At 62.5% G+C, this 24,614-nt stretch carries 23 protein-coding genes and 1 pseudogene; 9 read left to right on the forward strand and 15 right to left on the reverse strand.

The genetic code is table 11. From position 1 onward, the window contains the following. Positions 1 to 351: pseudogene (locus tag Q7T64_RS11950) on the forward strand (SDR family NAD(P)-dependent oxidoreductase); the annotation flags it as partial. On the opposite strand, the gene Q7T64_RS11955 reads toward Q7T64_RS11950, so the two are convergent. Genes Q7T64_RS11955 through Q7T64_RS11965 form a run of 3 tightly spaced genes read right to left on the reverse strand, consistent with a single transcriptional unit; the run spans position 305 to position 3,494 of the window. Then, complete coding sequence (locus Q7T64_RS11955) at positions 305 to 2,083, reverse strand: GspE/PulE family protein (RefSeq protein WP_304795847.1); 1,779 nt, start codon at positions 2,081 to 2,083, stop codon at positions 305 to 307. The pseudogene Q7T64_RS11950 and the gene Q7T64_RS11955 sit on opposite strands and share 47 nt — an antisense overlap. A gap of 41 nt (positions 2,084 to 2,124) precedes the next feature. Then, a complete protein-coding gene (locus tag Q7T64_RS11960; RefSeq protein WP_304795849.1) occupies positions 2,125 to 2,973 on the reverse strand; it encodes a spermidine synthase in 849 nt (282 codons plus the stop codon). 26 nt (positions 2,974 to 2,999) lie between these two features. Then, entirely contained in the window at positions 3,000 to 3,494 is a 495-nt protein-coding gene (locus tag Q7T64_RS11965) for a DNA-deoxyinosine glycosylase (protein WP_304795851.1), read from the reverse strand. 52 nt (positions 3,495 to 3,546) lie between these two features. Between Q7T64_RS11965 and Q7T64_RS11970 the strand changes: the two genes are divergently transcribed. Then, positions 3,547 to 4,305, forward strand: coding sequence for an SDR family oxidoreductase (locus Q7T64_RS11970; protein ID WP_304795853.1), 759 nt, complete (start codon positions 3,547 to 3,549; stop codon positions 4,303 to 4,305). 89 nt (positions 4,306 to 4,394) lie between these two features. Further along, positions 4,395 to 4,838: a DUF962 domain-containing protein gene (locus tag Q7T64_RS11975; RefSeq protein WP_304795855.1), complete on the forward strand. Its 444-nt coding sequence runs from the start codon at positions 4,395 to 4,397 to the stop codon at positions 4,836 to 4,838. Positions 4,839 to 4,915: 77 nt separating this feature from the next. Here the strand turns inward: Q7T64_RS11975 and Q7T64_RS11980 are convergent, their stop codons facing one another. The 4 genes from Q7T64_RS11980 to Q7T64_RS11995 all read right to left on the reverse strand — a co-directional run bounded on the left by Q7T64_RS11980 (position 4,916) and on the right by Q7T64_RS11995 (position 10,774). Continuing rightward, positions 4,916 to 7,849, reverse strand: a complete 2,934-nt coding sequence (locus Q7T64_RS11980; RefSeq protein ID WP_304795856.1) for a hypothetical protein — start codon at positions 7,847 to 7,849, stop codon at positions 4,916 to 4,918. A gap of 359 nt (positions 7,850 to 8,208) precedes the next feature. Beyond that, on the reverse strand, positions 8,209 to 8,622 hold the full coding sequence (locus Q7T64_RS11985) for a VOC family protein (RefSeq protein WP_304795858.1): 414 nt from the start codon (positions 8,620 to 8,622) through the stop codon (positions 8,209 to 8,211). Between the two features lie 79 nt (positions 8,623 to 8,701). After that, positions 8,702 to 9,898: an aromatic ring-hydroxylating dioxygenase subunit alpha gene (locus Q7T64_RS11990; protein WP_304795860.1), complete on the reverse strand. Its 1,197-nt coding sequence runs from the start codon at positions 9,896 to 9,898 to the stop codon at positions 8,702 to 8,704. Positions 9,899 to 9,982: 84 nt separating this feature from the next. After that, positions 9,983 to 10,774, reverse strand: coding sequence for a GntR family transcriptional regulator (locus tag Q7T64_RS11995; RefSeq protein WP_304795863.1), 792 nt, complete (start codon positions 10,772 to 10,774; stop codon positions 9,983 to 9,985). Positions 10,775 to 10,867: 93 nt separating this feature from the next. Here Q7T64_RS11995 and Q7T64_RS12000 point away from each other — a divergent pair, with 93 nt between their 5' ends. The 5 genes from Q7T64_RS12000 to Q7T64_RS12020 are packed head-to-tail and all read left to right on the forward strand — an operon-like array spanning position 10,868 to position 16,365. Further along, the gene (locus Q7T64_RS12000; protein ID WP_304795865.1) at positions 10,868 to 11,527 is read left to right on the forward strand and encodes an isochorismatase family protein; all 660 of its coding nucleotides are present in this window, start codon (positions 10,868 to 10,870) and stop codon (positions 11,525 to 11,527) included. Next, positions 11,527 to 12,579, forward strand: coding sequence for a 2,5-dihydroxypyridine 5,6-dioxygenase (locus tag Q7T64_RS12005; protein WP_304795867.1), 1,053 nt, complete (start codon positions 11,527 to 11,529; stop codon positions 12,577 to 12,579). Before Q7T64_RS12000 ends, Q7T64_RS12005 begins: the two co-directional genes overlap by 1 nt. A 30-nt stretch (positions 12,580 to 12,609) precedes the next feature. Next, positions 12,610 to 15,066, forward strand: a complete 2,457-nt coding sequence (locus Q7T64_RS12010; protein ID WP_304795869.1) for a xanthine dehydrogenase family protein molybdopterin-binding subunit — start codon at positions 12,610 to 12,612, stop codon at positions 15,064 to 15,066. Beyond that, complete coding sequence (locus Q7T64_RS12015; RefSeq protein WP_304795871.1) at positions 15,059 to 15,562, forward strand: (2Fe-2S)-binding protein; 504 nt, start codon at positions 15,059 to 15,061, stop codon at positions 15,560 to 15,562. The genes Q7T64_RS12010 and Q7T64_RS12015 overlap by 8 nt, the downstream gene beginning before the upstream one ends. A 29-nt stretch (positions 15,563 to 15,591) precedes the next feature. Further along, entirely contained in the window at positions 15,592 to 16,365 is a 774-nt protein-coding gene (locus tag Q7T64_RS12020; RefSeq protein WP_370653315.1) for a xanthine dehydrogenase family protein subunit M, read from the forward strand. Positions 16,366 to 16,385: 20 nt separating this feature from the next. Here the strand turns inward: Q7T64_RS12020 and Q7T64_RS12025 are convergent, their stop codons facing one another. The 8 genes from Q7T64_RS12025 to atzF are packed head-to-tail and all read right to left on the reverse strand — an operon-like array spanning position 16,386 to position 23,555. Further along, the gene (locus Q7T64_RS12025) at positions 16,386 to 17,120 is read right to left on the reverse strand and encodes a GntR family transcriptional regulator (protein ID WP_304795874.1); all 735 of its coding nucleotides are present in this window, start codon (positions 17,118 to 17,120) and stop codon (positions 16,386 to 16,388) included. Next, on the reverse strand, positions 17,120 to 17,509 hold the full coding sequence (hpxZ, locus tag Q7T64_RS12030) for an oxalurate catabolism protein HpxZ (protein WP_304795876.1): 390 nt from the start codon (positions 17,507 to 17,509) through the stop codon (positions 17,120 to 17,122). Before hpxZ ends, Q7T64_RS12025 begins: the two co-directional genes overlap by 1 nt. Before the next feature lie 20 nt (positions 17,510 to 17,529). Beyond that, on the reverse strand, positions 17,530 to 18,915 hold the full coding sequence (locus tag Q7T64_RS12035) for an AtzE family amidohydrolase (protein WP_304795878.1): 1,386 nt from the start codon (positions 18,913 to 18,915) through the stop codon (positions 17,530 to 17,532). Continuing rightward, positions 18,912 to 19,094 carry a DUF4089 domain-containing protein gene (locus tag Q7T64_RS12040; protein ID WP_304795880.1) on the reverse strand — a complete coding sequence of 61 codons (183 nt, stop codon included), beginning with the start codon at positions 19,092 to 19,094 and terminating at the stop codon, positions 18,912 to 18,914. Before Q7T64_RS12040 ends, Q7T64_RS12035 begins: the two co-directional genes overlap by 4 nt. 1 nt (position 19,095) lies before the next feature. Next, positions 19,096 to 19,914 carry an ABC transporter ATP-binding protein gene (locus tag Q7T64_RS12045; protein WP_304795882.1) on the reverse strand — a complete coding sequence of 273 codons (819 nt, stop codon included), beginning with the start codon at positions 19,912 to 19,914 and terminating at the stop codon, positions 19,096 to 19,098. A 2-nt stretch (positions 19,915 to 19,916) separates the two neighbouring features. After that, a complete protein-coding gene (locus tag Q7T64_RS12050; RefSeq protein WP_304795884.1) occupies positions 19,917 to 20,735 on the reverse strand; it encodes an ABC transporter permease in 819 nt (272 codons plus the stop codon). Positions 20,736 to 20,738: 3 nt separating this feature from the next. Next, positions 20,739 to 21,767 (reverse strand): ABC transporter substrate-binding protein, encoded by a 1,029-nt coding sequence (locus Q7T64_RS12055; protein ID WP_304795886.1) that lies wholly within the window; start codon positions 21,765 to 21,767, stop codon positions 20,739 to 20,741. Positions 21,768 to 21,779: 12 nt separating this feature from the next. Beyond that, positions 21,780 to 23,555, reverse strand: coding sequence for an allophanate hydrolase (gene atzF, locus Q7T64_RS12060; RefSeq protein WP_304795888.1), 1,776 nt, complete (start codon positions 23,553 to 23,555; stop codon positions 21,780 to 21,782). 333 nt (positions 23,556 to 23,888) lie between these two features. Between atzF and Q7T64_RS12065 the strand changes: the two genes are divergently transcribed. Next, the coding region (locus tag Q7T64_RS12065; protein ID WP_304795891.1) for an MFS transporter at positions 23,889 to 24,614 on the forward strand (726 nt) is incomplete at its 3' end.

A 24,614-nucleotide genomic window follows, 5' to 3' on the forward strand; every position in this document is an offset into this window, starting at 1 on the left:
GTTCACACCAATCACATCCATGCGGACGACCTGGCGCAGATCATTGCCACGGCGCTGTTTCGCCAGATGCCAGGCCGGGTCTATCACGCCGTCGACGACACCGATCTGCGGATGGGGGACTATTTCGACCTGGTCGCGGATGCGTTCGGCCTGCCGCGACCGCCGCGGCTGGCGCGCGAAGCCTTGCAGCAGCAAGTCTCGCCGATGCTGCTGTCGTTCATGTCGGAGTCGCGCCGGTTGCGCAACGAGCGGATCAAGGCCGAGCTGGGCATGCGGCTGCGCTACCCCGACGTGCAGCACTTCCTCAGATCAGTGCCGACGTTACCTTCAGTACTTCCTCTATCGTCGTAAGGCCTTCCGCGATCTTGGCGGCGCCGGCGATGCGCAGCGGTTTCATGCCGTCGGCCATGCTTTGCCGGCGCAGTTGCCCGATGTCGGCATCGGCGCGGATTTCACTGGCGAATTTTTGCGTCACGCCGAGCAGCTCGTACAGGCCGGTGCGGCCGCGATAGCCGGTCTGGCGGCATTCCGGGCATCCGACCGGACGGTATAGGGTATGCGGCATCGGCATCGGCCATTCCTGCACCAGGCTATTCCATAGCGCCTCGGGCATGCTGCCGTCGGCTGCCTTGCAATGTGTGCACAGCGTGCGCACCAGCCGCTGCGCCATGACGCCGTCCAGGGTTGCTTCCAGCAGGTAATGCGGCACGCCCAGTTCCAGCAGGCGCATCACCGCAGAGGGGGCGTCGTTGGTATGCAGGCTCGACAGCACCAGGTGGCCGGTCAGTGCGGCCTGTATCGCCATTTCCGCGGTTTCCAGGTCGCGGATCTCGCCGATCATGATGATGTCGGGGTCTTGCCGCATCAGCGCCCGCACGCCATCGGCGAAGGACAGGTCGATGCCATGCTGCACCTGCATCTGGTTGAACGACGCTTCCACCATCTCGATCGGATCTTCCACGGTGCAGACGTTGACTTCGCTGGTGGCCAGCGCCTTCAGGGTCGTATAAAGCGTGGTGGTCTTGCCCGAGCCGGTCGGCCCGGTGACCAGCAGGATGCCGTGCGGCCGGCTGGTCAGCGCATCCCAGCGCGCGGCGTCGTCGGGCGGAAAGCCGAGTTCGGGCAAGGTCTTGACCACGACTTCCGGGTCGAAGATGCGCATCACCAGCTTTTCGCCGAATGCCGTGGGCAGCGTCGACAGCCGCAATTCGACTTCCTGCCCGCCGCTGGTGCGGGTCTTGATGCGGCCATCCTGCGGGCGCCGCTTTTCGATCACGTCCATGCGGCCCAGCAGCTTGATGCGCGCGGTCATGGCAATCATCACCACCGCCGGCACCTGGTAGACCTGGTGCAGCACGCCGTCGATGCGAAAACGCACCGCGCAAAAATCGCGTTTGGGCTCGAGATGGATGTCGGACGCACGCTGCTCGAACGCGTATTGCCACAGCCAGTCGACGATATTGACGATGTGCTGGTCATTGGCGTCGACCTGCTTGTTGCTGCGGCCCAGCTCGACCAACTGCTCGAAATTATTGCGCAGCGCCAGGTCCTGGCCGCTGGCGCGGTTGGCGTCCCGGATTGACTTTGCCAGTGAAAAAAACTGGCTGATGTATTGCGCGATATCGACCGGGTTGGCGATCACGAGCCGGACATTGCGGCGCGAGATCTTGGCGATTTCGGGCACCCATTCCAGGTCGAGCGGCTCGGCGGTTGCGATGGTCAGCTCGGTCGCGGTCAGCTCGACGGGCAGGATGTTGAAGCGGGCGGCATAAGTGGCCGACATCACATCGGCCACGCGCGTGAAATCGATCTTCAGCGGATCGATGCGGATGAAGGGCAGCTCGACCTTGGCAGCCAGCCATTCACTGAGCCAATCCAGCGTCATCAGTCGTGCCGGCTGGATGCTGCGGATCTTGCACTGTGCCACGGCGGTCAGCGGGTGCATGGTGGCCGGACCATTGCGCAGCAGCGCCTGGGCCTGGTTATACAGCGCACGGGCGTCGTCCTTGTCGACCAGCTTGTCCTTGAGCAGCCAGGAAAAAATATGCTGCAGGTCGAGCGCTTTGCGGGTGGCCTGGTTCATGGCGATTTCCGGTGGGGACGACGGCGTGTCGGTGTAGTGGCTTAAGCCCGGTCCAGCCAGGCCGACTTGATGCCATTTACCCAGCTGCGTGCCGGCATGCGCGTCTCTGCCAGTATCGTTGCTGCGGCCTCATGCAATTCGGCGAAATCCAGTACCGGCGGGGTATTGAAGCACAGTGCGACGACATTGCCGTCATGCACTTCCGGCAGCGTGATCACGGTATCGAATGCATAGCGCATCGCTTTCACATTGCGCTTGAAGCTCGGGTGGTCGCCAAACAGGTTGACCGTGGCCACACCGAGCGGCGACAGTGCCGCGGCGCAGTCGGCATAGAATTCGGGCGTGTCCAGCACCGGACCGCGCGCTGTTGCATCGTACAGGTCGATTTGCAGCACATCGATCTGCCCGGGGTCTGCTGCCGCCTGGGCGATGTAGGCCAGCGCATCCATTTCCAGCACGGTCAGGCGATCGTCGTCGGGCGGCAGCTTGAACATGTCGGCGCAAATGCGGATCACCGACGGGTTGAGCTCGACTGCCGTGACCCGTGACTCGGTGAAGTGCTTGTGGCAAAACTTGGTCAGCGCGCCGGTGCCCAGTCCCAATTGCACGATATGGCGCGGCGCGTCGATGAACAGCATCCAGGCCATCATCTGCTGCGCATATTCCAGTTCGATCCAGTAGGGGCGTCGCAGCCGCATCGCACCTTGCACCCATTCCGTGCCGAAATGCAGGTAACGCACACCGTCCATTTCGGACAGCGTGACCGGCGCGTATTTTGGCTTGCGGCTGCGGGCTTCAGGCGCTTCGGCGCGGCTGTCAGCGGCGGCCGCTTTCTTGCTGGCTGGACGATGCGCTTGTTCGTTCTCGATGGATTTTCGTTTGATCAGCATGGCGGGTGGCACAAGGGAAGGCCGCATTATCCGGCCAGCGCCTGCCACGATGCAAGCTTCTGCTCGAAACTCATCGCCGCGTGGGCCGGCGATGACGAGGGAAGCACAATGGTTTCATAACCGGCATGTTCAAAATGCATGGCGAGGCGGCCAGCGGTCTTGCCATTGAAGCAAACGCGGCGCAGCGCCGGGCAGCGCTGTGCCAGCCGGGTGAAATCATTGTGACGGGGGTCGCGGATTGCGGTGTCGAGACTGCCGTCGCGCTTGCAGGCGGCCAGCACGTCCCACAGACCCACCCGGTGCGCCAGCAGGCGCGGCAACCGCTGCGGGTAGGGCAGCGCCGCCAGGTCCTCGCCCAGAACCGTGCCGACAAGGCGCCAGAACTGGTTGCGCGGGTGCGCATAGTATTGCTCGGCTGCCAGCGAAGCGGCGCCGGGAAAGCTGCCGAGGATCAGTATCCGGACCTGCCGGTCCAGTACCGGCGACAGGCCGGCCAGCAGTTCGGGAGACTTTGCTTGCATGCTTCCATTATAGTGATGCGAAGGCGCAGGCAATCACGCAAGGGAGACGGGCATGGCAAGCATCACAGGCAAGGTAGTGCTGATCACCGGCGGCAGTCGCGGCATCGGTGCGGCAACGGCGCGACTGGCAGCGCAGGCCGGTTTTCGCGTGTGCATCAGTTACCACAGCGCGCAGGGCGCCGCCGAAGGCGTGGTCGATGCGATCCGGCGCAGTGGCGGGCAGGCGCTGGCGGTGTCCTGCGACGTGGCCGATGAAAGCGATATCGTCGCCCTGTTCGAAGCCGTCGACCGCGAGTTCGGCCGGCTCGATGCGCTGGTGAACAATGCCGGCGTGCTGGAATTGCAATCGCGGGTGGAGCACATGCAGGCGGCACGGCTGCAGCGCATCTTTGCCACCAATGTGACGGGCAGCTTCATCTGCGCGCGCGAGGCCATCAAGCGCATGTCGACACGACATGGGGGGCAGGGCGGCGTGATCGTCAACCTGTCGTCGATTGCTTCGCGGCTGGGCGCGCCGGCCGAGTATGTGGACTATGCGGCATCCAAGGCCGCCATCGACACCCTGACGATCGGGCTGGCCAAGGAAGTCGCGGCCGAGGGAATACGGGTCAATGCGGTGCGGCCCGGCGTGATCGATACCGAGATCCACGCCAGCGGCGGCGAGCCCGGACGCGTCGATCGCGTCAAGGACAGCGTGCCGATGTTGCGCGGCGGACAGCCGGAAGAAGTCGCGCAGGCGGTGATGTGGTTGTTGTCGGCGCAGTCATCCTATGTTGCCGGGGCCATCATCGATGTCACCGGCGGCCGCTAAGGCGCTGGCCGCTGCCAGCCGGAAGCGGCGCGTGGTAGCATCGAATCCAGGTCGTAATAGTCGCTCAATCCCCTGCCAGGAGTGCCGCCATGGAAGCATCCGCACCGCGCACAGTGGACCAACTGCTGGAGCAGTACGCCGACAGTCACCGCAATCCGACCAATGAGCTGATCCACTGCATCTGCGTGCCCGCCATCGTATTTTCATTCCTCGGCATGTTGTGGGCGATCCATCCCTGGGTTGCGCTCGCCGTGGTTCTCGTGTCCCTGGTCTACTACTTCAGCTTGAGTGTGCCGTTTGCCTTGGGCATGGTCGTCATGACGGCGCTTTGTATTGCCGGCCTGAGCCTGATGCCGGCGGCGTGGGTGCTGCCGGCTTCGCTGGCGATATTCGTGGTGGCATGGATCGGTCAGTTCGCCGGCCACAAGATCGAAGGAAAAAAGCCCTCGTTTTTCGATGACCTGCGTTTCCTCGCGATTGGTCCGCTGTTCGTACTGGGTGTTTTTTTCCGGCGCCTGCGCATCGCCTATTGACGCTCGGCGTGCGGGGCGGCCATCCGAATCGCTTCGTGCCGCCCCGTTTTGAGGCTGTCCCGACGCCCGACGCAATGCTATTGCGCATTGTTCCCCTGCAGTGCACTGGCTTGCTTTTCCGCAGCAGCGGCATCTGCGTCAAGGATGATCCTGGCGATCTCTGGCCTGGCTTGATTCCGGCTCATGTCTTCCATGAAGTGCCTGATTGTTTCGCCGCTCACCAGCGTGTGGTCGAGAAGCTCGCGGCCGTGCTGCAGGGCCAGTATTTCGCGCAGCCGGGCAGGATTCCTCTTGATCGCCATGATCGCCGCTGCTGCCGCCCGGTCCAGCATGTCTGCCCTCAGGTGAGCATCCTCACCGACCAGCATTTGCCAGAGTCGGGATGGATCCGGATCAAGCACTGCGGCGCGCGTCTCGTCGATATTCCATCCGGCGGCTTTTCCCCGAAGCGCTGCTTTCAACAAGCTGATTTCGAGCATGTCGATCCCCAGCGGGCCGCCGAGCAGGGTAGCAACGGCGGACTGCACGGACGCCGGTATGGTCCTGGTCAAGGGCGGCGCAATGGGTGCTGTGGGGGCTTTCATTATTTTGGAGGCTTTGGCCACTGTCGCCACTGCGGGCAAATCCTTGATCAATCCATATTTTTTCATCACATCAGGAATCAATGGAAGGTTCGGCAACAATTTCTCGCTGAATCCTTTCAGCTTGGCCAGTCCGTCCGGCTGGAATCGAACTTCGATTTCATGGAGGAACGCATCCAGGGCATCCGCTACCGATCGATCGACCATTGACATGCTGTCGAGAATTGCATCGATCAGATCCGGTCCCGGGGTGATCAACAAGGATGGCTTTTGCCACAACCAGGCAAGGACGTCTTTGTGTCCGTTAGCGACCGCCAGCACCATCGCAGTTTGCCTGCCGTGCTTACCCTGCGTTGCGTTGAGCAGCGCAGGCTGTGTGCGCAATAGCTTGTCCAGCCTGATGGTGAGGTCACGGCTCTGTCCGTTTTGCAGCAGGTCGAACCACTCGGCTTGTTGCTGGGCTGGTGTTCCGGCGCCGAGCTTTGCTGCTGGCGCCGGAGCAGGTCTGGCAGCGCGCTTTGGCGTGACAGACGCCGCCTTGGCACGACCAGCTGGCGCAGGTTTCTTGTTTTCCCTGGACTGTTCACGTACCACCAGCACGGGTTGGGTTTGTCCCTGCGCGGCTGGGCGCTGGTTTGTGTTCCGTGTAACCAGAGCCGGGGCCGGTGTGCTTGCGCCGGCCGCTTCGCGACGTGCGGTGACCGGTGCGGGTGCAAGGCTTTTGTTTTCTGGCTGTGGCTTGTTGACTACAAGCGCATGCTGGCCGGTCAATTGTTGCAGGTGCAGGATTTCCTTATGGATCAGATCGTCCTGCGACCTGCCAGGCGCTTTTTTTCCCAAGATCCGCCCGCTTAGCGCGACCAGGTTCTTCAAGCCCACGCCGCTCGACAAAGGCAATAGCAGGGCAAGTCCGCGCAGGCAGAGAAGCTTGTCGGCATTGTTCAATGCACTCGTCGGTGGCAGCTGCAATAGCAATTGTTCGATGCTGCGCAAAACGTTTTGGCGCTCTGTCTCGTTCAATGCGCAAGCAGCCAGGGATTCGAGTGCCGCCACGGCGCACAGTATGTTGTCCGTGCTGCCATGCGAGGCAGTGTAGATCACCTCGGCGAGTGCAATCTCGACCTGGCACGTTGTGTGATCAATGCTCTCGTTGTTGCGCAAGGCGCGCATTGCCGACAAGAGCTTCGCTGCGACCGCCGCCTGCTCGATTTTCTCCCGCTTATCATCTGTCAGCGCTGTGAGGAGCGGTGTCGCTGCGCTGGAAAGCCGCAGATCCGGGATTGCCTGTTTGCGATCCGCTGCAAGGAATTCCAGCAGGTCGGCGATCGTCTCGCTGCCAACTTGCGTCAGGTCTTCCTGGGCGAAGCAGGACAGGGCAGTGAGCACTTTTTCCTCGATCTTGCTGAAATCGCTGGTAATGACGGGGTGGGTCGATACGCCTTGTTGCTTCAGAAATAGCAGGAAGCGCGTGATGCTTCCCAGCGTACGGCCATAGTTGTGGTGCAGCGCATCGGGGTCAAGGGCGCCTATCAGTTGCAGCAACGGCAGCAGTAACTGCAGGTCGGGATCCTGCCTGATGTTCAGCACGCCATGTTTGCCCAGGTTGCGGGTGGCATCGATATGATTCTGGACTATTACGCTGTTTGGGACGGTATGCGTGTGCTGGGCCTGTGCCGACATTGCCTGGGTATTGCCAAGGAATTCGCGTGCCGCAGCGGCGAGCAGATCCTGGCCGTCCTCTGCGCCGTCGCGATCGGCGTCAAGATCCAGCAGCTCATAGGTCGAGATGCTTGATAACTGCAATAGCCATTTTCCGTTCTGCCGAGCGTCGAGGGGATGTTCTGTCGCTGAGGTGGTGCCAGGCTTGATTGCCAGTAGCGCTTCGGTAAATGCAGCGCGGATCGCGCCATCGCGCCGGTCCAGCAGTCCCCGCTTCAAGCCGCGGCTCAACAGGTTCAGCAAGGCCAGGGTGGATCCATTCGACGGGGAAAACGTGATCTGTCCTTTGACGCACTTGCCCAGCAGGGCGCGGCAAGCCTGTTGAAAGGGCAGGGCGTCCGCCGTCAGGCATCGCCCGTCATGGAATGCGCCACGCGACTCTCCGGCCAGCGCGCCCAGGCCGTAGGCAATGCTGTCGATCTGCTCTGTACTGCAGGGGCTGCGTTCAATAGCGGCAGCAAGCTTGGGCAGCAGCAAGGGCAGGCTTGTCCGCAGTGCGGCAAGCAAACTGTGCTGCCCGCCGCCGTAGGCGGCGGACTCGATGTCGCTTTCGGCCAGCTTCAGCATGTTGCAGAATTTAACCGCGGTGTCTAATTCCAGGCTTTCAGCGTTCGCCAGATGCTTGGCCAATTGCGTTACGGCCTGCAGCGTTGGCGGCTTGCTGAGCAAGGCCTTGAGTGCTTGCTGGTACTCGTCTTTATTTTTCTCCACCAGCTTGGGAGCAGAGGGCAATTGAGCCGCGGCCAATGAATGAAACGGCCCTTGCTTGCCGGTGGATGCCGGGCGGAGGGATGGATATTTAGCTGCGGTCACTTTTGATGCCTACCTTTCAATCGAACGAAGTTTCGAAATACAAGGCGCATCAGTGTGTGGCAGCGCAAAAATGTTCTCTTGCCGAACGGAAGTTTAAGTAATCCCGCTTTGTTATGTTTGTTGGGAAACTGCAGGTTTTATAGTTCGTTTATAGAACATTGACGTGACTGGATTGGGCAGGGTCATGAAGCAGCGCAATGCGGCGCGCTGATGATGGCGTGGACGGCGTCAAGCAGGCCTTGGCAAGCTCGCCTTCTTCATTCGCCGGTGGGCGCGGGGCCCTTCAATTCCACGGTGTTTCCTTCGGGATCGTCAAGATAGATGGAGGGGCCGTCACCGCGCGCGCCAAAGCGCGTTTCCGTGGGCCCGGCCACGACACCGGAAGCAGCCAGCTGGCGCCGGATTTCCACTTCATCGAAGGGCTCGATCCAGAGGCAGAAATGGTCGAGGTTACGGCCTTCCTTGCCGGGCGCTGCGCCGCCTTTGAGTCCGAGCTTGCCATCGACCGGGACCAGGTCGATCAGCGCGCTGCCGGCCCGCAGCTGTATCAGCCCGAGGTCATCCCGCTTTTTTTCCATGGTACATCCCAGCGTGCCGCAATAGAAGCGCAGCATGGCCTCGGTATCGGTGACGCGCAGGACAATGTGGTCCAGTCCCTGGATCGGAATCATGCCTTGTGTTCTCGCTCGTTATTGCGCTGGAATGTCGTGCGGCGCGTGCGGGCGCCGCACGATCATCGAGCTATGTCGTTTATTCATACAGCCGCGTTTCGCCTAGGCCCAGCACCCGGTCAACGTTGTAGTTGATCAGGTTCCACACGCCGAGTTCGAGCCGCGCCATCCGGCCCGGTTCGTAGCGCGGCGAGGTGCAGGCGTCATGCAAGGATTCCATCACGGATGCATCTTCATTGACGACCGCCAGTGTGAATTCATTATAGTGCGCCAGCTTTTCGCGGAAATCCGCTTGCTGCTGCCATTCTTCCGGGAACAACTGGAAGCAGGTAATACGCACCCGGCCCACGCCCAGCGGTTCCATGATGAATGGATGGACATTGTCGCAGCGTGCGAACAGATGCATCCATGGTGCGACGTGGGCCGACACGGCAAAGGTTTCATCCATGCCCTCGTGATCCTTGACCCCCGGCATGATGCCGAACAGGGTCTTGCCCTCCCGGTTCATCGGCTTGGCCGGGTAATAGGCGGTAAATGCGAGCGCGCCGCTGCGCACGCCCTTGAAGCGCTCGACGCCCATGGTCGGGCCGATCGTCTTGCGATGCAGGATCCGGCTGTGATAATTGTCCATCAGGTTCTCGACCGGGAATTTCCAGTTGCAGTTCACCTCCACCACCAGCTTGTCGGCCAGCTTGAGCTGGCCCTGGTTCAGGAAGCCGAATTCCTTCTCGTAGGGAGCGATGTGATCCTTGAACGCAATCGGATCGACGGCGAAACTGACGAACACCCAGCCCTGCCAGGTTCCCAGGTGGATCGGCTTCAGGCGGCATGATGACTTGTCGAAGCCGTCTGCCTGGTCCATGTAGGGCGCGCCAATCAGCTTGCCATCTAGGTCATACAACCAGCCGTGATACGGGCATTCGAATTCATGGGCATTGCCGTTACCCTGCGCTACGGCCACGCCGCGATGCGCGCAGCGGTTGGCGAAGGCCTGCAGTTGCCGCTGCTGGTTGCGCGTGACGACGATTGGCTCGTCGAGTATCCGGTAGGTGCGGAAATCACCGACCTCGGGAAACTCTTCCTCGCGCGCGATGGGCAGCCAGTCGCGCATGAAGATCAGCTCTTTTTCCAGCTCGTAGATTTCCTGCGAAGCATAGAAGTAGCCGGGAACATGGCTGGCTTCATTGAGTGAACGCCGCAACAGCGCCACTTTTTCATCAAGCTGGGCCTGGCGCTGGAATTGCATCACGTGCTGGGTGTCGCGCGGAGAAGTCATTATTGCCTCATGTATGCACAAATTGATATTTCTGGCTAAATTTTGGCGATATTAGCATTCGAAACGACAATATGCATACATGTACTAAGCAAGCCAGGCTTGTTGCAGCATGCCGAAGCCGATCGAATCGCGCTGCTGCCGGAATCGTTTTTCGACCAGTTCACGCGAAAAATAGATGTGCTCTTCCATCAGCGCCTGGGCGCGATGCGCCTGCCGCCGGATGATGGCTTCGACGATGGCGTGGTGGTCGCGGTGCGCTTGTCTTGCCAGGTCGTAGTTTTCCAGCCCGAGTTTGTACCAGTGCACATGACGGGCACTGGCCAGCGGCACCCGCTGGCTCTGCATGACGAAGTTGCACAGCATCTGGTTGCCGGTCGCCGTAGTGAGCAGCGTATGCAGCATGTTGTTCATTTCCAGCCACGGGGTCTGGTGTTCTTCGTCGAATACGCCGACCTCCAGCAAACGGTCGCCCCCCACCAGGCAGTCGTTCAGCCGGTCGGCCGTGTCCTGTGGCAAGCCGCTTTCCGCCAGCATGCGGCAAGCAGCGGCTTCCAGCACCCCGCGCACGTCATAGGCTTCCAGGATTTCATCCAGCGTAAAGGTGCGCACCTTGTAGCCGCGCTTGGGGCCGGGCTCCAGCAGTCCTTCCTGTGCCAGCAAGGCGAGCGCCTCGCGCACGGGCGTGCGCGACACCCCGAGCCGGTCGGCCAGGGGTATTTCCATCAAATGCAGGCCGGAGGGCAATTCGCCGTCTATGATCAGGTCGCGGATCTTGGTGGCGACCGATTCCTGCTTGGACGACACGCCTGCGCGGGAATTTGCCAGTGGCGGCTGCTCAGCTTCCGGTGCTGTGGGTTTTGCGCTTGAGTTTTCCATATCTTCCATATGTATCCATGATACGTAAATCTTCGCGCCATGCGCAGCACATTCAGTTAAAAACGATTAACATGGATACATGTAACGGTAAAAATGAGGATAGCACAGGCCATGGACGGTACCGGGACGGACATCTACGCGCGCCAGAATTTTGGCGGAGTGATCGGCATGGGGCAATCTCCCGCTCTCCTGATTGTCGATTTCACCAAAGGCTTTGCCGACCCTGATGTATTTGGCGGCGGCAATATCGCGGCTGCCGTTGCCGCCACCGTCCCGGTGCTGGCGCGCGCCAGGCGAGCACGCATGCCGGTCATCCACACCAAGATCATTTACGCCGAAGACGGTTCGGACGCCGGCATTCATTGCCTGAAGTCGCGCCGCCTGAAGTTGCTGACCCGATCCAATCCCTTGTCCGATTTCGTACCCGAGCTCATGCCCCTGGCGGGCGAACTGGTGATTGAAAAACGGCTGCCGTCTGCCTTTTTCGAAAGCGGGCTGGCCGGGATACTGCATGCCAGGCGCATCGATACGCTGCTGATTGCCGGTTGCACCACCAGCGGCTGCGTGCGCGCCAGCACGCTGGACGCGATGTGCCACGGCTTTCGTCCGATCGTGCTGACCGATTGTGTCGGCGACCGCGCGCTCGGGCCGCACGAGGCCAATCTGTTTGACCTCGGCCAAAAATATGCGGACCTGATGAGCAGCCATGACGCCATGGCGCAGGCTGAACAAATCATGCAGGTGGTGGCCTGATGGCGATCAGCGACGAAGCGCATGCGCGGGACTGGCGGCACGTACTGGGGCTGTCAAAACTGCAGGCCGGTGAAAACGTGGTGGTGCTGACTGGCGAGTCGAGCAACAAGACCAACCTGGAAAACAGCATGCGTGCGGCGCTTGCCATGGGGGCGCAAACCTGCCGGCTCGACATACCGCCGATCTTCCCGCAGGGGCCGCATGGCGCCGACCGCAGCGCCAATGTCGGCATCACGCCGATTTCCGGCAATCGCAATGCGATCGAACTGCTCAAGCGCGCCGACCTGGTGATCGACCTGATGGGCCTGTTGCATTCGCCCGAGCAGCTCGAAGTGCTGGGCGCCGGCACCCGCATGCTGATGGTGCTGGAGCCGCCCGAGATACTGGCGCGCAATCTGCCCGAGCAGGATGACAAGCGGCGCGTGATGGCTGCCGACCACGCACTGCGCGCTGCCCGGCAGATGCGGGTGCGCTCAGCCGCCGGCACCGACCTGACCATGTCGCTGGGCCAGTTTGGCACCTTGCCGGAATATGGGTTTGCCGACGAGCCAGGGCACTGGGATCATTGGCCGAGCGGCTTCACGTCGATCTGGCCGCAAGAGGGCAGCGGCGAAGGGGTGCTGGTACTGGATCGTGGCGACATGCTGTTCCCGTTCAAGATGTATGTGCAGGAGCCGGTCCGGATGGAAATCCGCGCCGGACTGATCTGCCGTATCGACGGCGGCTTCGAAGCGGCCTTCCTCAATCGTTACATGGACGCTTATGACGATCCGCGCGCGTATGCGATTTCCCATGTCGGCTACGGGCTGCAGCCGAAGGCGCGCTGGACCGCGCAGGCGCTGATGGACAAGTCGGCTTCGCTGGGCATGGAAGCGCGTTCGTACTACGGCAATTTCCTGTTTTCCACCGGGCCCAATGCCGAGGCGGGCGGCAGCAATGACTGCCGCTGCCACATCGACATGCCGATGGCCAACTGCAGCGTCTACCTCGATGGCGAACCGATGGTGATCGATGGCCGGGTGGTGGCGCCGGAGCAGAAGGTCGGGGAGTAATCCATGCCTGAAGATCCAACGATGCCAACCATGCCAACGACGACTCCGACAACGGATGCGCCCAGCTACATCGGCCGCCCGATCCGCCGCCGCGAGGACCAGCGCTTCCTGACGGGGCGCGGCAAGTTCGTCGATGACATCCAGCTGCCCGGCATGCTGCACGCGGTATTCCTGCGCAGCCCGCATGCCAGGGCGCTGATCCGCCGGATCGATACCAGCGCGGCAGAGGCGGCGCCGGGCGTGGTCGCGGTCTGGACCGGCCAGCACTGGCATGCAGACGGACGCGGCGACATGCCCACCATTGCGCCGGTCGCCTTCCATGACGGACGCCCCATGAACGAAGTGTCGCGGCCCGTGTTCGCGCTGGAGCAGGTGCAACATGTCGGCGACACCGTGGCGATGGTGGTGGCGCAGACACGGGCCCAGGCCATCGATGCGATGGACCTGGTGCTGGTGGACTACGAAAGCCTGCCCAGTGTCGTCGATACCGCACACTGCCTGGATGCGGACGCCGCCATCGTGCATGAACAATTCGGCAGCAACCTGATGTTCGAGCACACCATCGGCGAGCCCGACAAGGTGGCGCAGATTTTCAAGAGCGCAGCGCACATCGTCGAGCTCGACGTGGTCGCCAACCGGATCACCGCCAATGCGATGGAGCCGCGCGTCTACCTGGGCGTCTATGACGACTGGAAGGGCGACTACATCCTGTATTCCAGCACCCAGATTCCGCACCTGATCCGCAAGTGGCTGGCCGAGAGTTCGCTGCGGGAACCGGAGAACCGGATCCAGGTGATCGCACCGGATGTCGGCGGCGGATTCGGTCCGCGCAATACGCATTACGGCGAGGAAGCGGCGGTATTGTGGGCCGCGCGGCGATTGGGCCGCCCGGTGAAATTTCTCGCCAGCCGTTCGGATTCGCTGATGACCGACGCCCACGGGCGCGACCATGTCACGCACTGCCGCATGGCCTTGACGCGCGAGGGCAAGATACTCGGCATCGAGGCAGACACCATCGCCAATCTCGGCGCCTACATGACGGCGTTCGGCCCCAGCATTCCCGCGCATTACTATCCGCGCGTGATGTCGGGCCTGTACACGGTGCCGGCGGTGAGCGTGCGCATACGCGGCGTCTATACCAATACCGTGCCGGTGGAAGCCTATCGCGGCGCTGGCCGGCCGGAAGGCGTGTATGTACTGGAGCGGCTGCTCGAAAATGCAGCGCGCGAGCTGGGCATTGATGTAGTCGAGATCCGGCGCCGCAACCTGATCCCGGTGTCGGCGTTTCCGTACACCACCTGCTTTGGCTTTGCCTATGATTCCGGCAATCCGGCCGGGCTGCTGGACAAGCTGCTCGGCCTGGTGGACTACCCGGCGTTGCGCGCGCAACAGCAGGCCATGCGCCGGGCAGGAAAATTCCTCGGCATAGGACTGGCCGGCTTTGTCGACTGTTGCGGTGCGCCCAGCCGCGTTGCCGGCAAGATCGGGCGCCGTATTGGCGGCTATGAAGCCCTGCACCTGCGCATCCATCCCTCCGGCACGGTCACCTTGTTCTGCGGCACCCACTCGCATGGGCAGGGGCATGAAACCTCGTTTTGCCAGATCGTTGCCGAACAATTGCAGGTGCCGCTGGCCGATGTGCGCCTGATCGAGGGCGACACCACGCCGATACCGGCCGGACTCGGCACCTGGGGTTCGCGTTCGATGTTCCTGATGGGGCCGGCGATCACCCGTGCCACCGACCGGATCATCGCCCGTGCAAAGCGGTTTTGCGCGCACGCGATGCGCTGCGAAGCCGCACAGGTCGAATTCCGCAATCGGGCATTCCATGCACCGGACGGCAGCAGCATCCCCTTTGACGAGATGGTCGCGCTTGCCTACAAGGGACATGACTATCCGGCTGACCTTGAGCTCGGACTTGAAGAGGTAGTGTTCTTCGATCCGCCCGACCGCAATTTTCCGTCGGGCATCCAGCTGGCCGTGGTCGAGGTCGATATCCAGACCGGTGTGGTCAAGGTCTGCGATTTTGCTGCCGTCGACGATTGCGGCCGGGTGATCAACCCGACCATCGTCGAAGGACAGTTGCATGGCGGTGTGGCGCAGGGTATCGGCCAGGCCTTGTTCGAGGAATGCAGTTACGACGCCCGCTCCGGCCAGTTGCTGTCGGGGTCGTTCATGGATTACACGATGCCGCGCGCCGACGACATACCGTCCATCCGTTTTGCGCACCAGGAAACCCTCAACCCGAGCAATGCGCTCGGGGTAAAGGGTTCCGGCGAAAGCGGGGCGATTGCGGCGCCGGCCGCAGTCGCCAACGCCGTCATCGACGCGCTATGGGAATTCGGCATACGCGAAATCCCCATGCCCATCACCCGCAACAAGGTCTGGCGCGCGCTGCACAATGCGCTCGCTTATGACAGCTTGCCGGACCAGGCAAGCCCGGCCACCGGCTCCAGCAGGAAACCAGCAGGAATCGCACATGACTGACACGGTAAAAGTTGCAATGATCGTCAATGGCCAATCGCATGAACGGGACGTGGAGCCGCGGATGTTCCTGGCCCAGTTCCTGCGCGAGGAACTCAAGCTGACCGGCACCCATGTCGGCTGCGACACTTGCCAGTGCGGCTGCTGCACGGTGCATGTCAACGGCGACGCCGTGAAGTCTTGCACGATGCTGGCCGTGCAGGCGCACCAGGCGCGCGTGACCACGATCGAAGGATTGGCCGGCGCCGACGGCAAGCTGCATCCGATGCAGGAAGCCTTCAGCCGCTGCCATGCGCTGCAATGCGGCTACTGCACGCCGGGCTTCGTGATGAGTGCGGTCGAGCTGGTGGAAAAATACGGCAAGCTCGATGAGGAGTCGATCCGTCATCTGGTGGAAGGCAATATGTGCCGCTGTACCGGCTATCACAATATCGTCATGGCGATTCGTTCCGTGGCCGATGGCGTCAATGCGAGCAGGACCGAGGAGGCCGGGTCGTGAACCTGTTCAAGTACCTGCGGCCGGCGTCGGTGCAGGACGCCGCGCAGCTGCTCAGGGAGCAGCCGGAAGCGCGCTTCCTGGCTGGCGGCATGAGCTTGTTGTCGGCCATGAAATTGCGGCTTGCCGCGCCGTCACACCTGGTCGACCTGGCTGCGATCGACGGCCTGTCGGGCATCGCCCTCGACCAGGACGAACTGGTGATCGGTGCGATGACAAGGCATGCCGATGTGGCGGGTTCGGCGCAGGTAAGGCAACTGATACCGGCGCTGGCCCACCTGGCCGGCGGTATCGGCGACCGGCAAGTGCGCAATCGCGGCACCATCGGCGGTTCGGTGGCCAATGCCGATCCGGCCGCCTGCTATCCGGCAGCAGTGCTGGGGCTGGACGCGACCGTGGTAACGAACAAGCGCCGCATCGCCGCCGACGATTTTTTCCGTGGACTGTTCGAGACCGCGCTGGAACCCGACGAGTTGATTACAGCGGTGCGCTTTCCGATTCCAAAAGCGGCGGCCTACGTCAAGTTCCATCAACCGGCGTCGCGTTTTGCGCTGGTGGGCGTGATGGCCGTGATCGACCGCAAGGGCGCGCCACGTGTGGCCGTCACCGGCGCCCGCGCCTGCGTCTATCGGGTCGGCGAATTCGAGGCGCTGTTGCGCAGCGGACTTTCGTCGCCGGCAGTGCTGGCGATCCGCTTGCCGGAAGACGACATGAACAATGACCTGCATGCCGATGCCGGGTATCGGGCGCATCTGGTGTCGGTGATTGCCGCAAGGGCGATAGCGGGTCTGGGGCCGCCAGCCTGAAGCTGCCAAGCCGGTATCGGCTAAGAATGTTCCTGCTGCGCCATGTACAGGCGGTGGACTGTAATCTTGCGCACTTCGGCCTTGCTTGCTTCGATATGCGTCCTCAGCAGCATGGCGGCCTGGTCGCCGCGCCGGCGCAGGATGGCGCGCAGGATTTCCGCATGTTCCTCGTAGGTTTGCTCAATCCGCGCCGGCTGGGTAAAGTCAAGCCGCCGGATCACGCGTATGCGCTCGGTCAGTTCGCGATGCACCCGCGCCATTTCCGGATTGCCGGCCGCCTCCACCAACGCAATATGGAAAGCTTCATCCATCTCGGCCACCTTGCGGCCATCGGCCATGCGCTTCTCCCTGGGCACCAGCCAGAATGTCTTCAGTTCCTGCAAGGGGTCGGGATTGCCGGCAGAGGCCGGGTCGATACTGTCGCACAGCCGCCGTACCGCCGTGGTTTCCAGCACCATGCGCAAATCATACAGATGCTCGAACTGGGCGAAGTCGAACGGTCGTACTGACCAGCCGCTGCGGAAATGTACGGCCAGGTAGCCTTCGCGCTGCAGACGGAAAAGCGCATCCCGTACCGGGGTGCGCGACATGCCCAGGCGTGCCGCGATTTCAGACTCGGAGAAACGGTCGCCCGGCACCAGGCGGAAGTCGAAAATATCTTCCTTGAGCCGTGCATAGGCGGTGTCGGCCAGCGTGACAGGTGCTTCATGCACTTCGGACTGGGCCTTTTCGGGAGCATGGGCTGCAATGCGCATCAGGCTTCCTTGGGGACATCGATTGCACTGACATGGGCGGCGACGATGCGCCAGCCTTCGGCCAACCTGACCCAGGTTTGCGACTGCCGCCCGATCTTGTCATTGCCGGCGCGAATGAATTCGATATTGGCGGTGGCCATGTCATCGCCGAACGTGGTGATGCTGCTGCGCGTCACGGTGCGCGCCAGGCCGGCAGCGGGACGCGCGGCGCGAAAGGCCTGTATCTCTGCGTAGCCGTACAGGTTTTCGCCGCCGCCGTAACGCAACACGTGCGGTGAGCGCCAGAACAACTCGTCCAGCACGGCGACATCGTTGGAAGTCAGCGCCGCTTCATAGCGGGCGAACACGGCCTCGACTTCGGCCAGTACCTGCGCTTGGTTTATTTTCATTGGATCATTATCGGCAAAATTCAGGCATCGTGCGCGCCAATCCTGAACTGCGCGATTTGCTGCTGCTCAAGCTGGCGTGCGGCGCGCAGGCACAGGTCCTCGCGCCAGGGTGCGGCAATCAGTTGCACGCCAATCGGCATGCCGGCGCCGGCCGGCCAGACCGGCACGGTGCAGACCGGCAAGCCAATGCAGGAAATCGGCTGGCTCAGGATGCCCATGCTGGCGCGCGCGGGCATGGGCTTGCCATCGAGTTCAAATTCCTCGGTGCCGATCTCGGGCGCTGCCAGCGGCGTGGCCGGCGCCAGCAACAGGTCGAACTGGTCGAACAGGCGCAACGCCTCCTGCTTTGCCTGTTGCCGTACCCGTTGCGCCTGGACCACCCAGTTGGCCGGTATCAGGCTGCCGGCGACCAGCCGGTCACGCGACAGCGGTTCATACAGGTCGTACGAATGGCGCAGGCGATCGCGGTGCAGCGCGCCGGCTTCAGCGCCGGTAATCACAAACGCCGCCGAGCGTGCCGCTTCCGCCATCGGGAAATCAACGTCATGCGAGGCCTGCAGTGCTTGCGCGCAGCGGGCCACCGCCTCACGCGCCTGCTGGTCGGCCCAGCGATGGAACCAGCCACCCAGTATCGCCACCCGCAGCGGCCGGGTCGAACCGATATGCAGAAAGGTAGGTTCGACCGCGCGCTGTGCGCAGGCATGATCGGCCGCATCCGGTCCCTGCAACACGTCATAGGCAGCAGCCAGGTCGGTGACGTTGGCGGCGAACGGGCCCAGGTGATCGAGACTGCTGACAAACGGAAATGATCCGGTGCGCGGCAGCCTGCCATAGGTCGGCTTGAGCCCGAACACGCCACACAGCGAGGACGGCACCCGGATCGAGCCGTTGGTGTCGGAACCCAGTGTCAGCGGCACCAGGGCGGCGGCCACAGCGGCGCCCGAGCCGCCGGACGAGCCGCCGGCGATACGGCGCAGGTCGTGTGGATTGCGGGTCGGCCCATAGTGGGTATTTTCAGTGGTGAAGCCGTAGGCATGTTCGTCCATGTTGAGCATGCCGACCAGGATCGCGCCGGCTTGCTGCATGCGCGTCACCAGTGCGGCGTCGGCACTGGCTGGCGCATTGCCGGCGTTCACCCTGCCGCCGGACAGCGTGACCTCGCCTTGCACATCGAACAGGTTTTTTACCGCATACGGTACGCCCGCCAGGGGCGGCAGCGTTGCGCCGGCAGCACGCAGCGCATCGATTGCGGCTGCTTCGCGCTGTGCACGCGCCATGGTCAGAGCGGTGAAGCTGTTCAGGGCCGGGTCGATCGCCTTGATGCGCGCCACCGTCTCGTCCAGTATCTGCACTGCGCTGCGCGCACCGCTGGCGAGCGCAGCCTGGATTTGCAGGACGGTGCTCATGGCCGGTACACCGGGGCCGGTTCCGCGTCGGGCGGCAGCGGCACCGACAGTACAGCCTCTGCGATCGTCGCGATGCGGCTGAACTGCAAGGCAATTTCGGCGATGTGCTGCTCATCGAAGGCATAGCCCTGCAGCGCCAGCGCGGCCCGCACGTAGTGCTCCATGGTGGTCTCGCTCATGTCAGCGCCGCACCTCGCGCTGGAAGATTTCCAGGCTCTTCTTTTTCAGGTCGATGAAGCTGGGCGTGGAAAGGGTCTCGACCGTGCGTGGACGGGCGTCGCCGTAGTGCAGGATTTCGGCAATCCGTGTCGGACGCTTGGTCAGCAGCAGCACCTGGTCGGCCAGGTAGACCGCTTCTTCCAGGTCGTGCGATACCAGCATCATCGTGGTGCCGGTTTGCATGAACACCTCTTGCAGCTTTTCGCGGATGAATAGTGTCATCTCGAAATCCAGCGCCGAGAAGGGTTCGTCCAGGAAAAGGACTTCCGGCCGCGGCGCCAGCGCGCGCATGATCGACGCGGTTTGCTGTTGGCCGCCAGACAGTTCATACGGATAGCGCTTCAAGTCGAACTTGACGTCGAACGAGGCCACCAGTTCTTCCATGCGGCGGTTGATTTCCAGGTTCGACTTGCCTTCCAGTTTCAACGGATACGCAATATTGTCGATCGTGCGCAGCCACGGGAACAGCGCTTCGCGATAGTTCTGGAATACATAACCGATGCGGGTCTCTTTCAGCGATTTGCCGTCAAACAGGATCTCGCCGGAATCTATCGGGATCAGGCCGGCGATCATGTTGATCAGCGTCGATTTGCCGCAGCCGTTGGGGCCGAAAATCGACACGATCTTGTTCTTCGGTATGTCGAGGTTGAAGTTCTCGTACAGCGGCCAGCCGGCGAAATACTTGGTCAGGCCGCGGATCGTGATGTGGGTGCCAGCAGGGCCGGGTTCGAATTCCGGCCTGGGGGCGTCGATTTCAAGCAGTGCATCGACAGGTCGCATGTTTATCTCCCGCTCCAGTGGACAATCCGGCGTTCCATCAAGAGGAACAGTACGTTGAGTGCATAGCCCATTGCGCCAGCAGCCAGGATGGCGGCATACATGCTCTTGACGTTGAGCACTTGCTGCGCGTCGATGATGCGATGGCCAAGGCCGTTTTCGGAGCCGATGAACATCTCGGCCACGATCACGATCACCAGCGCCATCGACACCGCCGAGCGCAGGCCGACGAAGGTCGGCTGCAGGCTTTCCCACAGCAGCACATCCTTGAAGATTTGCCAGCGGTTCGCGCCCATCACCCGGGCCGCCATCAGCCGCTGCTTGCGTGCATTCATCACGCCATAGGCGCTATTGAAAAGCACGATCAGCAGCGCGCCAAACGCGGCAATTGCCACCTTGTTGATGTCCGACACGCCAAAGATCAGCAGGAACAGCGGGATCAGCGCGGAAGACGGCGTGGAGCGGAAAAAGTCGATCAGGAACTCGACGCTGCGGTAAGCCCGCTCGTTGCTGCCCAATAGCACCCCGAGCGGCACGCCGACAATGGCGGCAATGCCGAATGCCTGCAATGTGCGCGACACGGTCACGAAAAAGTCGCCCAGCAGCGCACCGCCGGCCAAACCGCTGATCAGCGCGGCGATGGTGTCGGATGGCGCCGGCAGCAGGATCGCCTTGATCCAGCCAAAGCGCACCACCAGGTCCCAGATGATGAACAATCCGAGCGGACCGATGAAGGGCAGCAGCGCACCCGGTGAAATCCTGCGCGCTGCCGGGGCTGGTATGGCGTCGCTCCACGCCGCTACGCTTGCTTGCTTGTTGGCCATGGGTCAGCCTTTGTACAGCAGCGTGTCGACTATCACACGGCGGGTGAAGATGCCGCGGTCGGAGAACAAGTCATAGAAGCGCTGGAAATAAGCGGCATCGCTGGGCTTGAACTCGTTGTAGAACAGATAGTCCGACATCGGCACTTCTGCCGTCAGCGCACCTTCAATCGCGGTATAGCCTTTCAGGTGGGGACGGGCCTCGTTGGGCTTGGTCTTGACCAGCTCGACGCCCCGCTTGTAGGCGGCAATATATTTGCTGGTGAGATCGGGGTATTTCTTGATGAACTCCGACGTCAGGCTGGCCGCACCGCCATGCCAGGGAGCCATCGGATCGCCGAGGATGTATTTCGCCACCACACCGACTTCCAGCGTGCGGGTCAGGCCATTGAGACGACCAATGGTGCCGGTCGGCTCAAGCGTGTAGCAGGCGTCGACCTGTCCGGCCGCCAGCGCGGCGATATGCTGGCCGATCGGCAGTTCGATGACGGTAATGCCCGTGGCGCCGGCTTTTTCCAGGATGGTCTTGGCGATGGTGACGTTCTGTATGCCGGGGCCGGAGGCAACCCGTTTGCCCTTGAGTTCGGCCAGCACCTTGATCGGACTGTCCTTGGCGACGACGAATTCGTCGAGCACATACTTGGCATTGGTCGGATTGGTGCAGATGATCTTGAACAGCCCCGGCTGGGCGATCTCGCCAATCGCCAGCGCTGCCGACGCCGTGCCGTTGGAACTGCCATCGGCGCGTCCGGACAGCATGGCTTCCATGACCTGCTGCGCACTGGCGAACTTGAGGGCTTCTACATTGAGCCCGGCTTCCTTGAAGTAACCCTTGTCGATCGCCGCAAAAAACGGCAGGCCGGAGGCCACCGGCCAAAAGCCGATGCGAATTTTCGGGCCCGCTTGTGCCAGCGCAGGCGCGCCGATGACCGCCAGCGTCGAGCCGGCCACAGCAGCGCCCAGCAATTGACGGCGACGCCGTGAAACCAGCTTGTTTGCAATGTTCGTGGCTGCGGATGGATCGATTTTATTCATGGAGTTCTCCTGTCAGGGAAGGGATGCAGCGTTGGAAGAGTGAGCAGCGGGAGCAGGAAGGGCACGCGCGGCGAGCCAGGCACGCCAGCCGCCGAATTCGGTGATGTCGCGGGCATCGTGCAAGGCATGGCTTTCGCACAGGAAGCCTTGTACAAGCGAACCGTCGTCGAGTTCTATGCTGCCGATGCCCAGCGGCGCAGGTATCAGTGCGACGAAGGATCCATAGGCAGCCAAGGGCATTTGCCATATCTCAACGTCGATTGCCGCGCCCGGCGCAACGCGCAGCAGGCCGGGCTTGGGCGGGGACGTGTTGGCCAGTTCATATAGCCGATAGCAGGCTGCGGTCTGCGTGCTTGCCAGCAGGTGCGCGCCGCGTTCCAGCAATTGCCAGTTCAGCGGCATGCCCGACAAATGCGCACCGACCACGGCAACCCGGATGGTGCCGCCGGCGAGCGCGGTAAAGTCGCGAGCCGGGGGCACAGGGTCTTGCGATACGCCCAGGCGCAGGCCGGTGGCGGCATGGTAGCGGGCCGCCAGTTCGGCCAGGCGCAGCTCGCTGCCGGCAGGGCCGATCAGCGTGATGCCGAATGGCAGGCCATCAGCGCGGATTGAAGATGGTACGGCGATGGCGGCCAGGTCGAGCAGGTTCACGCTGTTGGTGTACAGGCCCAGGTTGCGGTTGCGCGCAATCGGCTCTTCGGCGATTTCCTGCAGCGTATAAATGGTCGGCGCAGTCGGCACGACCAGCACGTCGATATCCTGCATGGCTGCCATGGCTTGCTGGCGCCACGCCGCCATGTCTTGCATGGCGTCGAACAGTTGGGCGGCGTCGTACTGCCGGCCCTTGTCGATGATGCTGCGCACCACCGGATCGACGGTGTCGGCATGGGCGTCGAAATACGGGCGGATTGCCGCATAACGTTCGGCCACCCAGGCATCCTCGTACAGCGCAGTGGCGGCATCTGCCAGCGGCGCATAGTCGATTGGCAGCATCTCGCCGCCGAGTTCGCGCAGTCGTGCGCAGGCCTGGGCAAACGCTGCCTCGGCTTGTTGGTCGCCGAAAAATTGCAGGTGGGCCTCATCCGGAATGCCGAAACGAAAACGGGCGGGGAAAGCGCGGCCGTCCAGGCTCAGCGCGCGCGACCATGGGTCCCGGCTGTCGACGCCTGCCACGCACAGCAACACTTCCACGGCTTCGGCAACCGAGCGCGTGAAAATGGATGGGCAGTCGATGTGCGCGCAGGCCGGAAGTATGCCAGCGGTGGACAGCAAGCCGCGCGAAGGCTTCAGGCCGACGATGTTATTGAGGCCGGCAGGCACCCGTCCCGAGCCTGCCGTGTCGGTTCCCAGCGAAAAGTCGACCAGGCCCAGCGCCACCGACACCGCAGAGCCGGAACTTGAACCGCCACTGATGTAGGCCGGGTTGAACGCATTCGGGACCGCGCCATACGGCGAGCGGGTGCCCACCAGTCCGCAAGCGAACTGGTCGAGATTGGTCTTGCCGACCAGGCTCGCACCGGCGTGCAGCAGTTTCTGCACCACGGTCGCCGATTGTTCTGGCCGCCAGGCAAAATCCGGACAGCCGGCGGTGGTCGGATAGCCGGCGACATCGATGTTGTCCTTGACGGCAAACAGCTTGCCTGCGAGCGGCCGCGGCTGGCTGGCATCGGTGTCGCCCGCCACCACCGGGCCGCGACTGATCCAGATGGCGGGGGCGGCGTTGGCCGCCGCTTGTTCAAAGCGCGCAAGGCGCAGGGCGAGCGGTTCGCGGGTGTCTGGTCGAGGCATGGTTTGTTTGGCTTTGGTTGGTGCACCAGCTTGTATACTAGTTTGAGTACAAGCAGGAGCCGTGCCAGCCGGCAATGCAGGGCGAGCAGTGCGCAATCGAGCTGCGGCGCTCGCCGCAAGTGGTGTGGCGCAGCCCAGGAATGGGCAATGCCGGGCCAATCGGGTGCGATCCCATCTATACTGGTGCGTGTGCGATCAGGAGAGCCGCGCTTAAGCGGCCCATCGTGCAATCAGAAGGAGCTGATCATTTTCCCCCGCCCTATCCTCGCGGCCGGCGCGAGCCTGCCTGACTCCCCCTATGCCGTGTTCCGGCTGCTGATCGCGCTGGCCCTGATGTCGCTGGGATCCAGCGCCATGTATGTGATCCCGGTCTTCCTGCCCGTGATCCAGGCCGATTTCGGTATCCTGCGTGCGGACGCATCGCTGCCCTACACATGGATGATGGTGGGCTTCGGTGTCGGCGGCATCCTCATGGGGCGGGTCGCCGACCGCTTCGGCGTGATGGTTCCGCTGCTGATCGGGGCGGTCGGCCTGGGCATCGGCTATGCGCTGGCGTCGCAGGCGCAGAATATTTCCCAGTTCGTGCTGATCCACGGACTTCTGATTGGCATGCTCGGCGCCGCCACCACCTTTTCGCCGCTGATCGCCGATATTTCACTCTGGTTCGTCAAGCGACGCGGGATTGCGGTCGCGGTGGTTGCCAGCGGCAATTACCTCGGAGGCGTGATCTGGCCGCCGATCGTCCAGCATTTCGTGGATGCCAACGGCTGGCGCCAGACTTACCTCGGTCTTGGCATCTTCATGGGAGTGGTGATGTTTGCGCTGGCATTGTTGATGCGCCGGCCACCACCATTGTCGGCGGCCACGCCGGGCGCGGGTATTGGCGCTGACGGCGCGCTGCCCTTCGGCATGTCGCCAAACCGGGCCACGCTATTGTTATGCTTGGCCGGGCTCGGCTGCTGTGTGGCGATGTCGATGCCGCAAGTGCATATCGTGGCCTATTGCGGCGACCTCGGTTATGGCGCAGCGCGTGGCGCCGAAATGCTGTCGCTGATGCTG

It is taken from the genome of Lacisediminimonas sp. (assembly GCF_030645335.1).
GTDB lineage: Bacteria > Pseudomonadota > Gammaproteobacteria > Burkholderiales > Burkholderiaceae_D > Lacisediminimonas.

Coding starts and splice junctions, on each gene's coding strand:
- Q7T64_RS11955 (WP_304795847.1), bottom strand. CDS start 2,083: ATGAACCAGGCCACCCGCAAAGCGCTCGACCTGCAGCATATTTTTTCC.
- Q7T64_RS11960 (WP_304795849.1), bottom strand. CDS start 2,973: ATGCTGATCAAACGAAAATCCATCGAGAACGAACAAGCGCATCGTCCA.
- Q7T64_RS11965 (WP_304795851.1), bottom strand. CDS start 3,494: ATGCAAGCAAAGTCTCCCGAACTGCTGGCCGGCCTGTCGCCGGTACTG.
- Q7T64_RS11970 (WP_304795853.1), top strand. CDS start 3,547: ATGGCAAGCATCACAGGCAAGGTAGTGCTGATCACCGGCGGCAGTCGC.
- Q7T64_RS11975 (WP_304795855.1), top strand. CDS start 4,395: ATGGAAGCATCCGCACCGCGCACAGTGGACCAACTGCTGGAGCAGTAC.
- Q7T64_RS11985 (WP_304795858.1), bottom strand. CDS start 8,622: ATGATTCCGATCCAGGGACTGGACCACATTGTCCTGCGCGTCACCGAT.
- Q7T64_RS11990 (WP_304795860.1), bottom strand. CDS start 9,898: ATGACTTCTCCGCGCGACACCCAGCACGTGATGCAATTCCAGCGCCAG.
- Q7T64_RS11995 (WP_304795863.1), bottom strand. CDS start 10,774: ATGGAAAACTCAAGCGCAAAACCCACAGCACCGGAAGCTGAGCAGCCG.
- Q7T64_RS12000 (WP_304795865.1), top strand. CDS start 10,868: ATGAGGATAGCACAGGCCATGGACGGTACCGGGACGGACATCTACGCG.
- Q7T64_RS12005 (WP_304795867.1), top strand. CDS start 11,527: ATGGCGATCAGCGACGAAGCGCATGCGCGGGACTGGCGGCACGTACTG.
- Q7T64_RS12010 (WP_304795869.1), top strand. CDS start 12,610: ATGCCAACGACGACTCCGACAACGGATGCGCCCAGCTACATCGGCCGC.
- Q7T64_RS12015 (WP_304795871.1), top strand. CDS start 15,059: ATGACTGACACGGTAAAAGTTGCAATGATCGTCAATGGCCAATCGCAT.
- Q7T64_RS12025 (WP_304795874.1), bottom strand. CDS start 17,120: ATGCGCATTGCAGCCCATGCTCCCGAAAAGGCCCAGTCCGAAGTGCAT.
- hpxZ (WP_304795876.1), bottom strand. CDS start 17,509: ATGAAAATAAACCAAGCGCAGGTACTGGCCGAAGTCGAGGCCGTGTTC.
- Q7T64_RS12035 (WP_304795878.1), bottom strand. CDS start 18,915: ATGAGCACCGTCCTGCAAATCCAGGCTGCGCTCGCCAGCGGTGCGCGC.
- Q7T64_RS12040 (WP_304795880.1), bottom strand. CDS start 19,094: ATGAGCGAGACCACCATGGAGCACTACGTGCGGGCCGCGCTGGCGCTG.
- Q7T64_RS12045 (WP_304795882.1), bottom strand. CDS start 19,914: ATGCGACCTGTCGATGCACTGCTTGAAATCGACGCCCCCAGGCCGGAA.
- Q7T64_RS12050 (WP_304795884.1), bottom strand. CDS start 20,735: ATGGCCAACAAGCAAGCAAGCGTAGCGGCGTGGAGCGACGCCATACCA.
- Q7T64_RS12055 (WP_304795886.1), bottom strand. CDS start 21,767: ATGAATAAAATCGATCCATCCGCAGCCACGAACATTGCAAACAAGCTG.
- atzF (WP_304795888.1), bottom strand. CDS start 23,555: ATGCCTCGACCAGACACCCGCGAACCGCTCGCCCTGCGCCTTGCGCGC.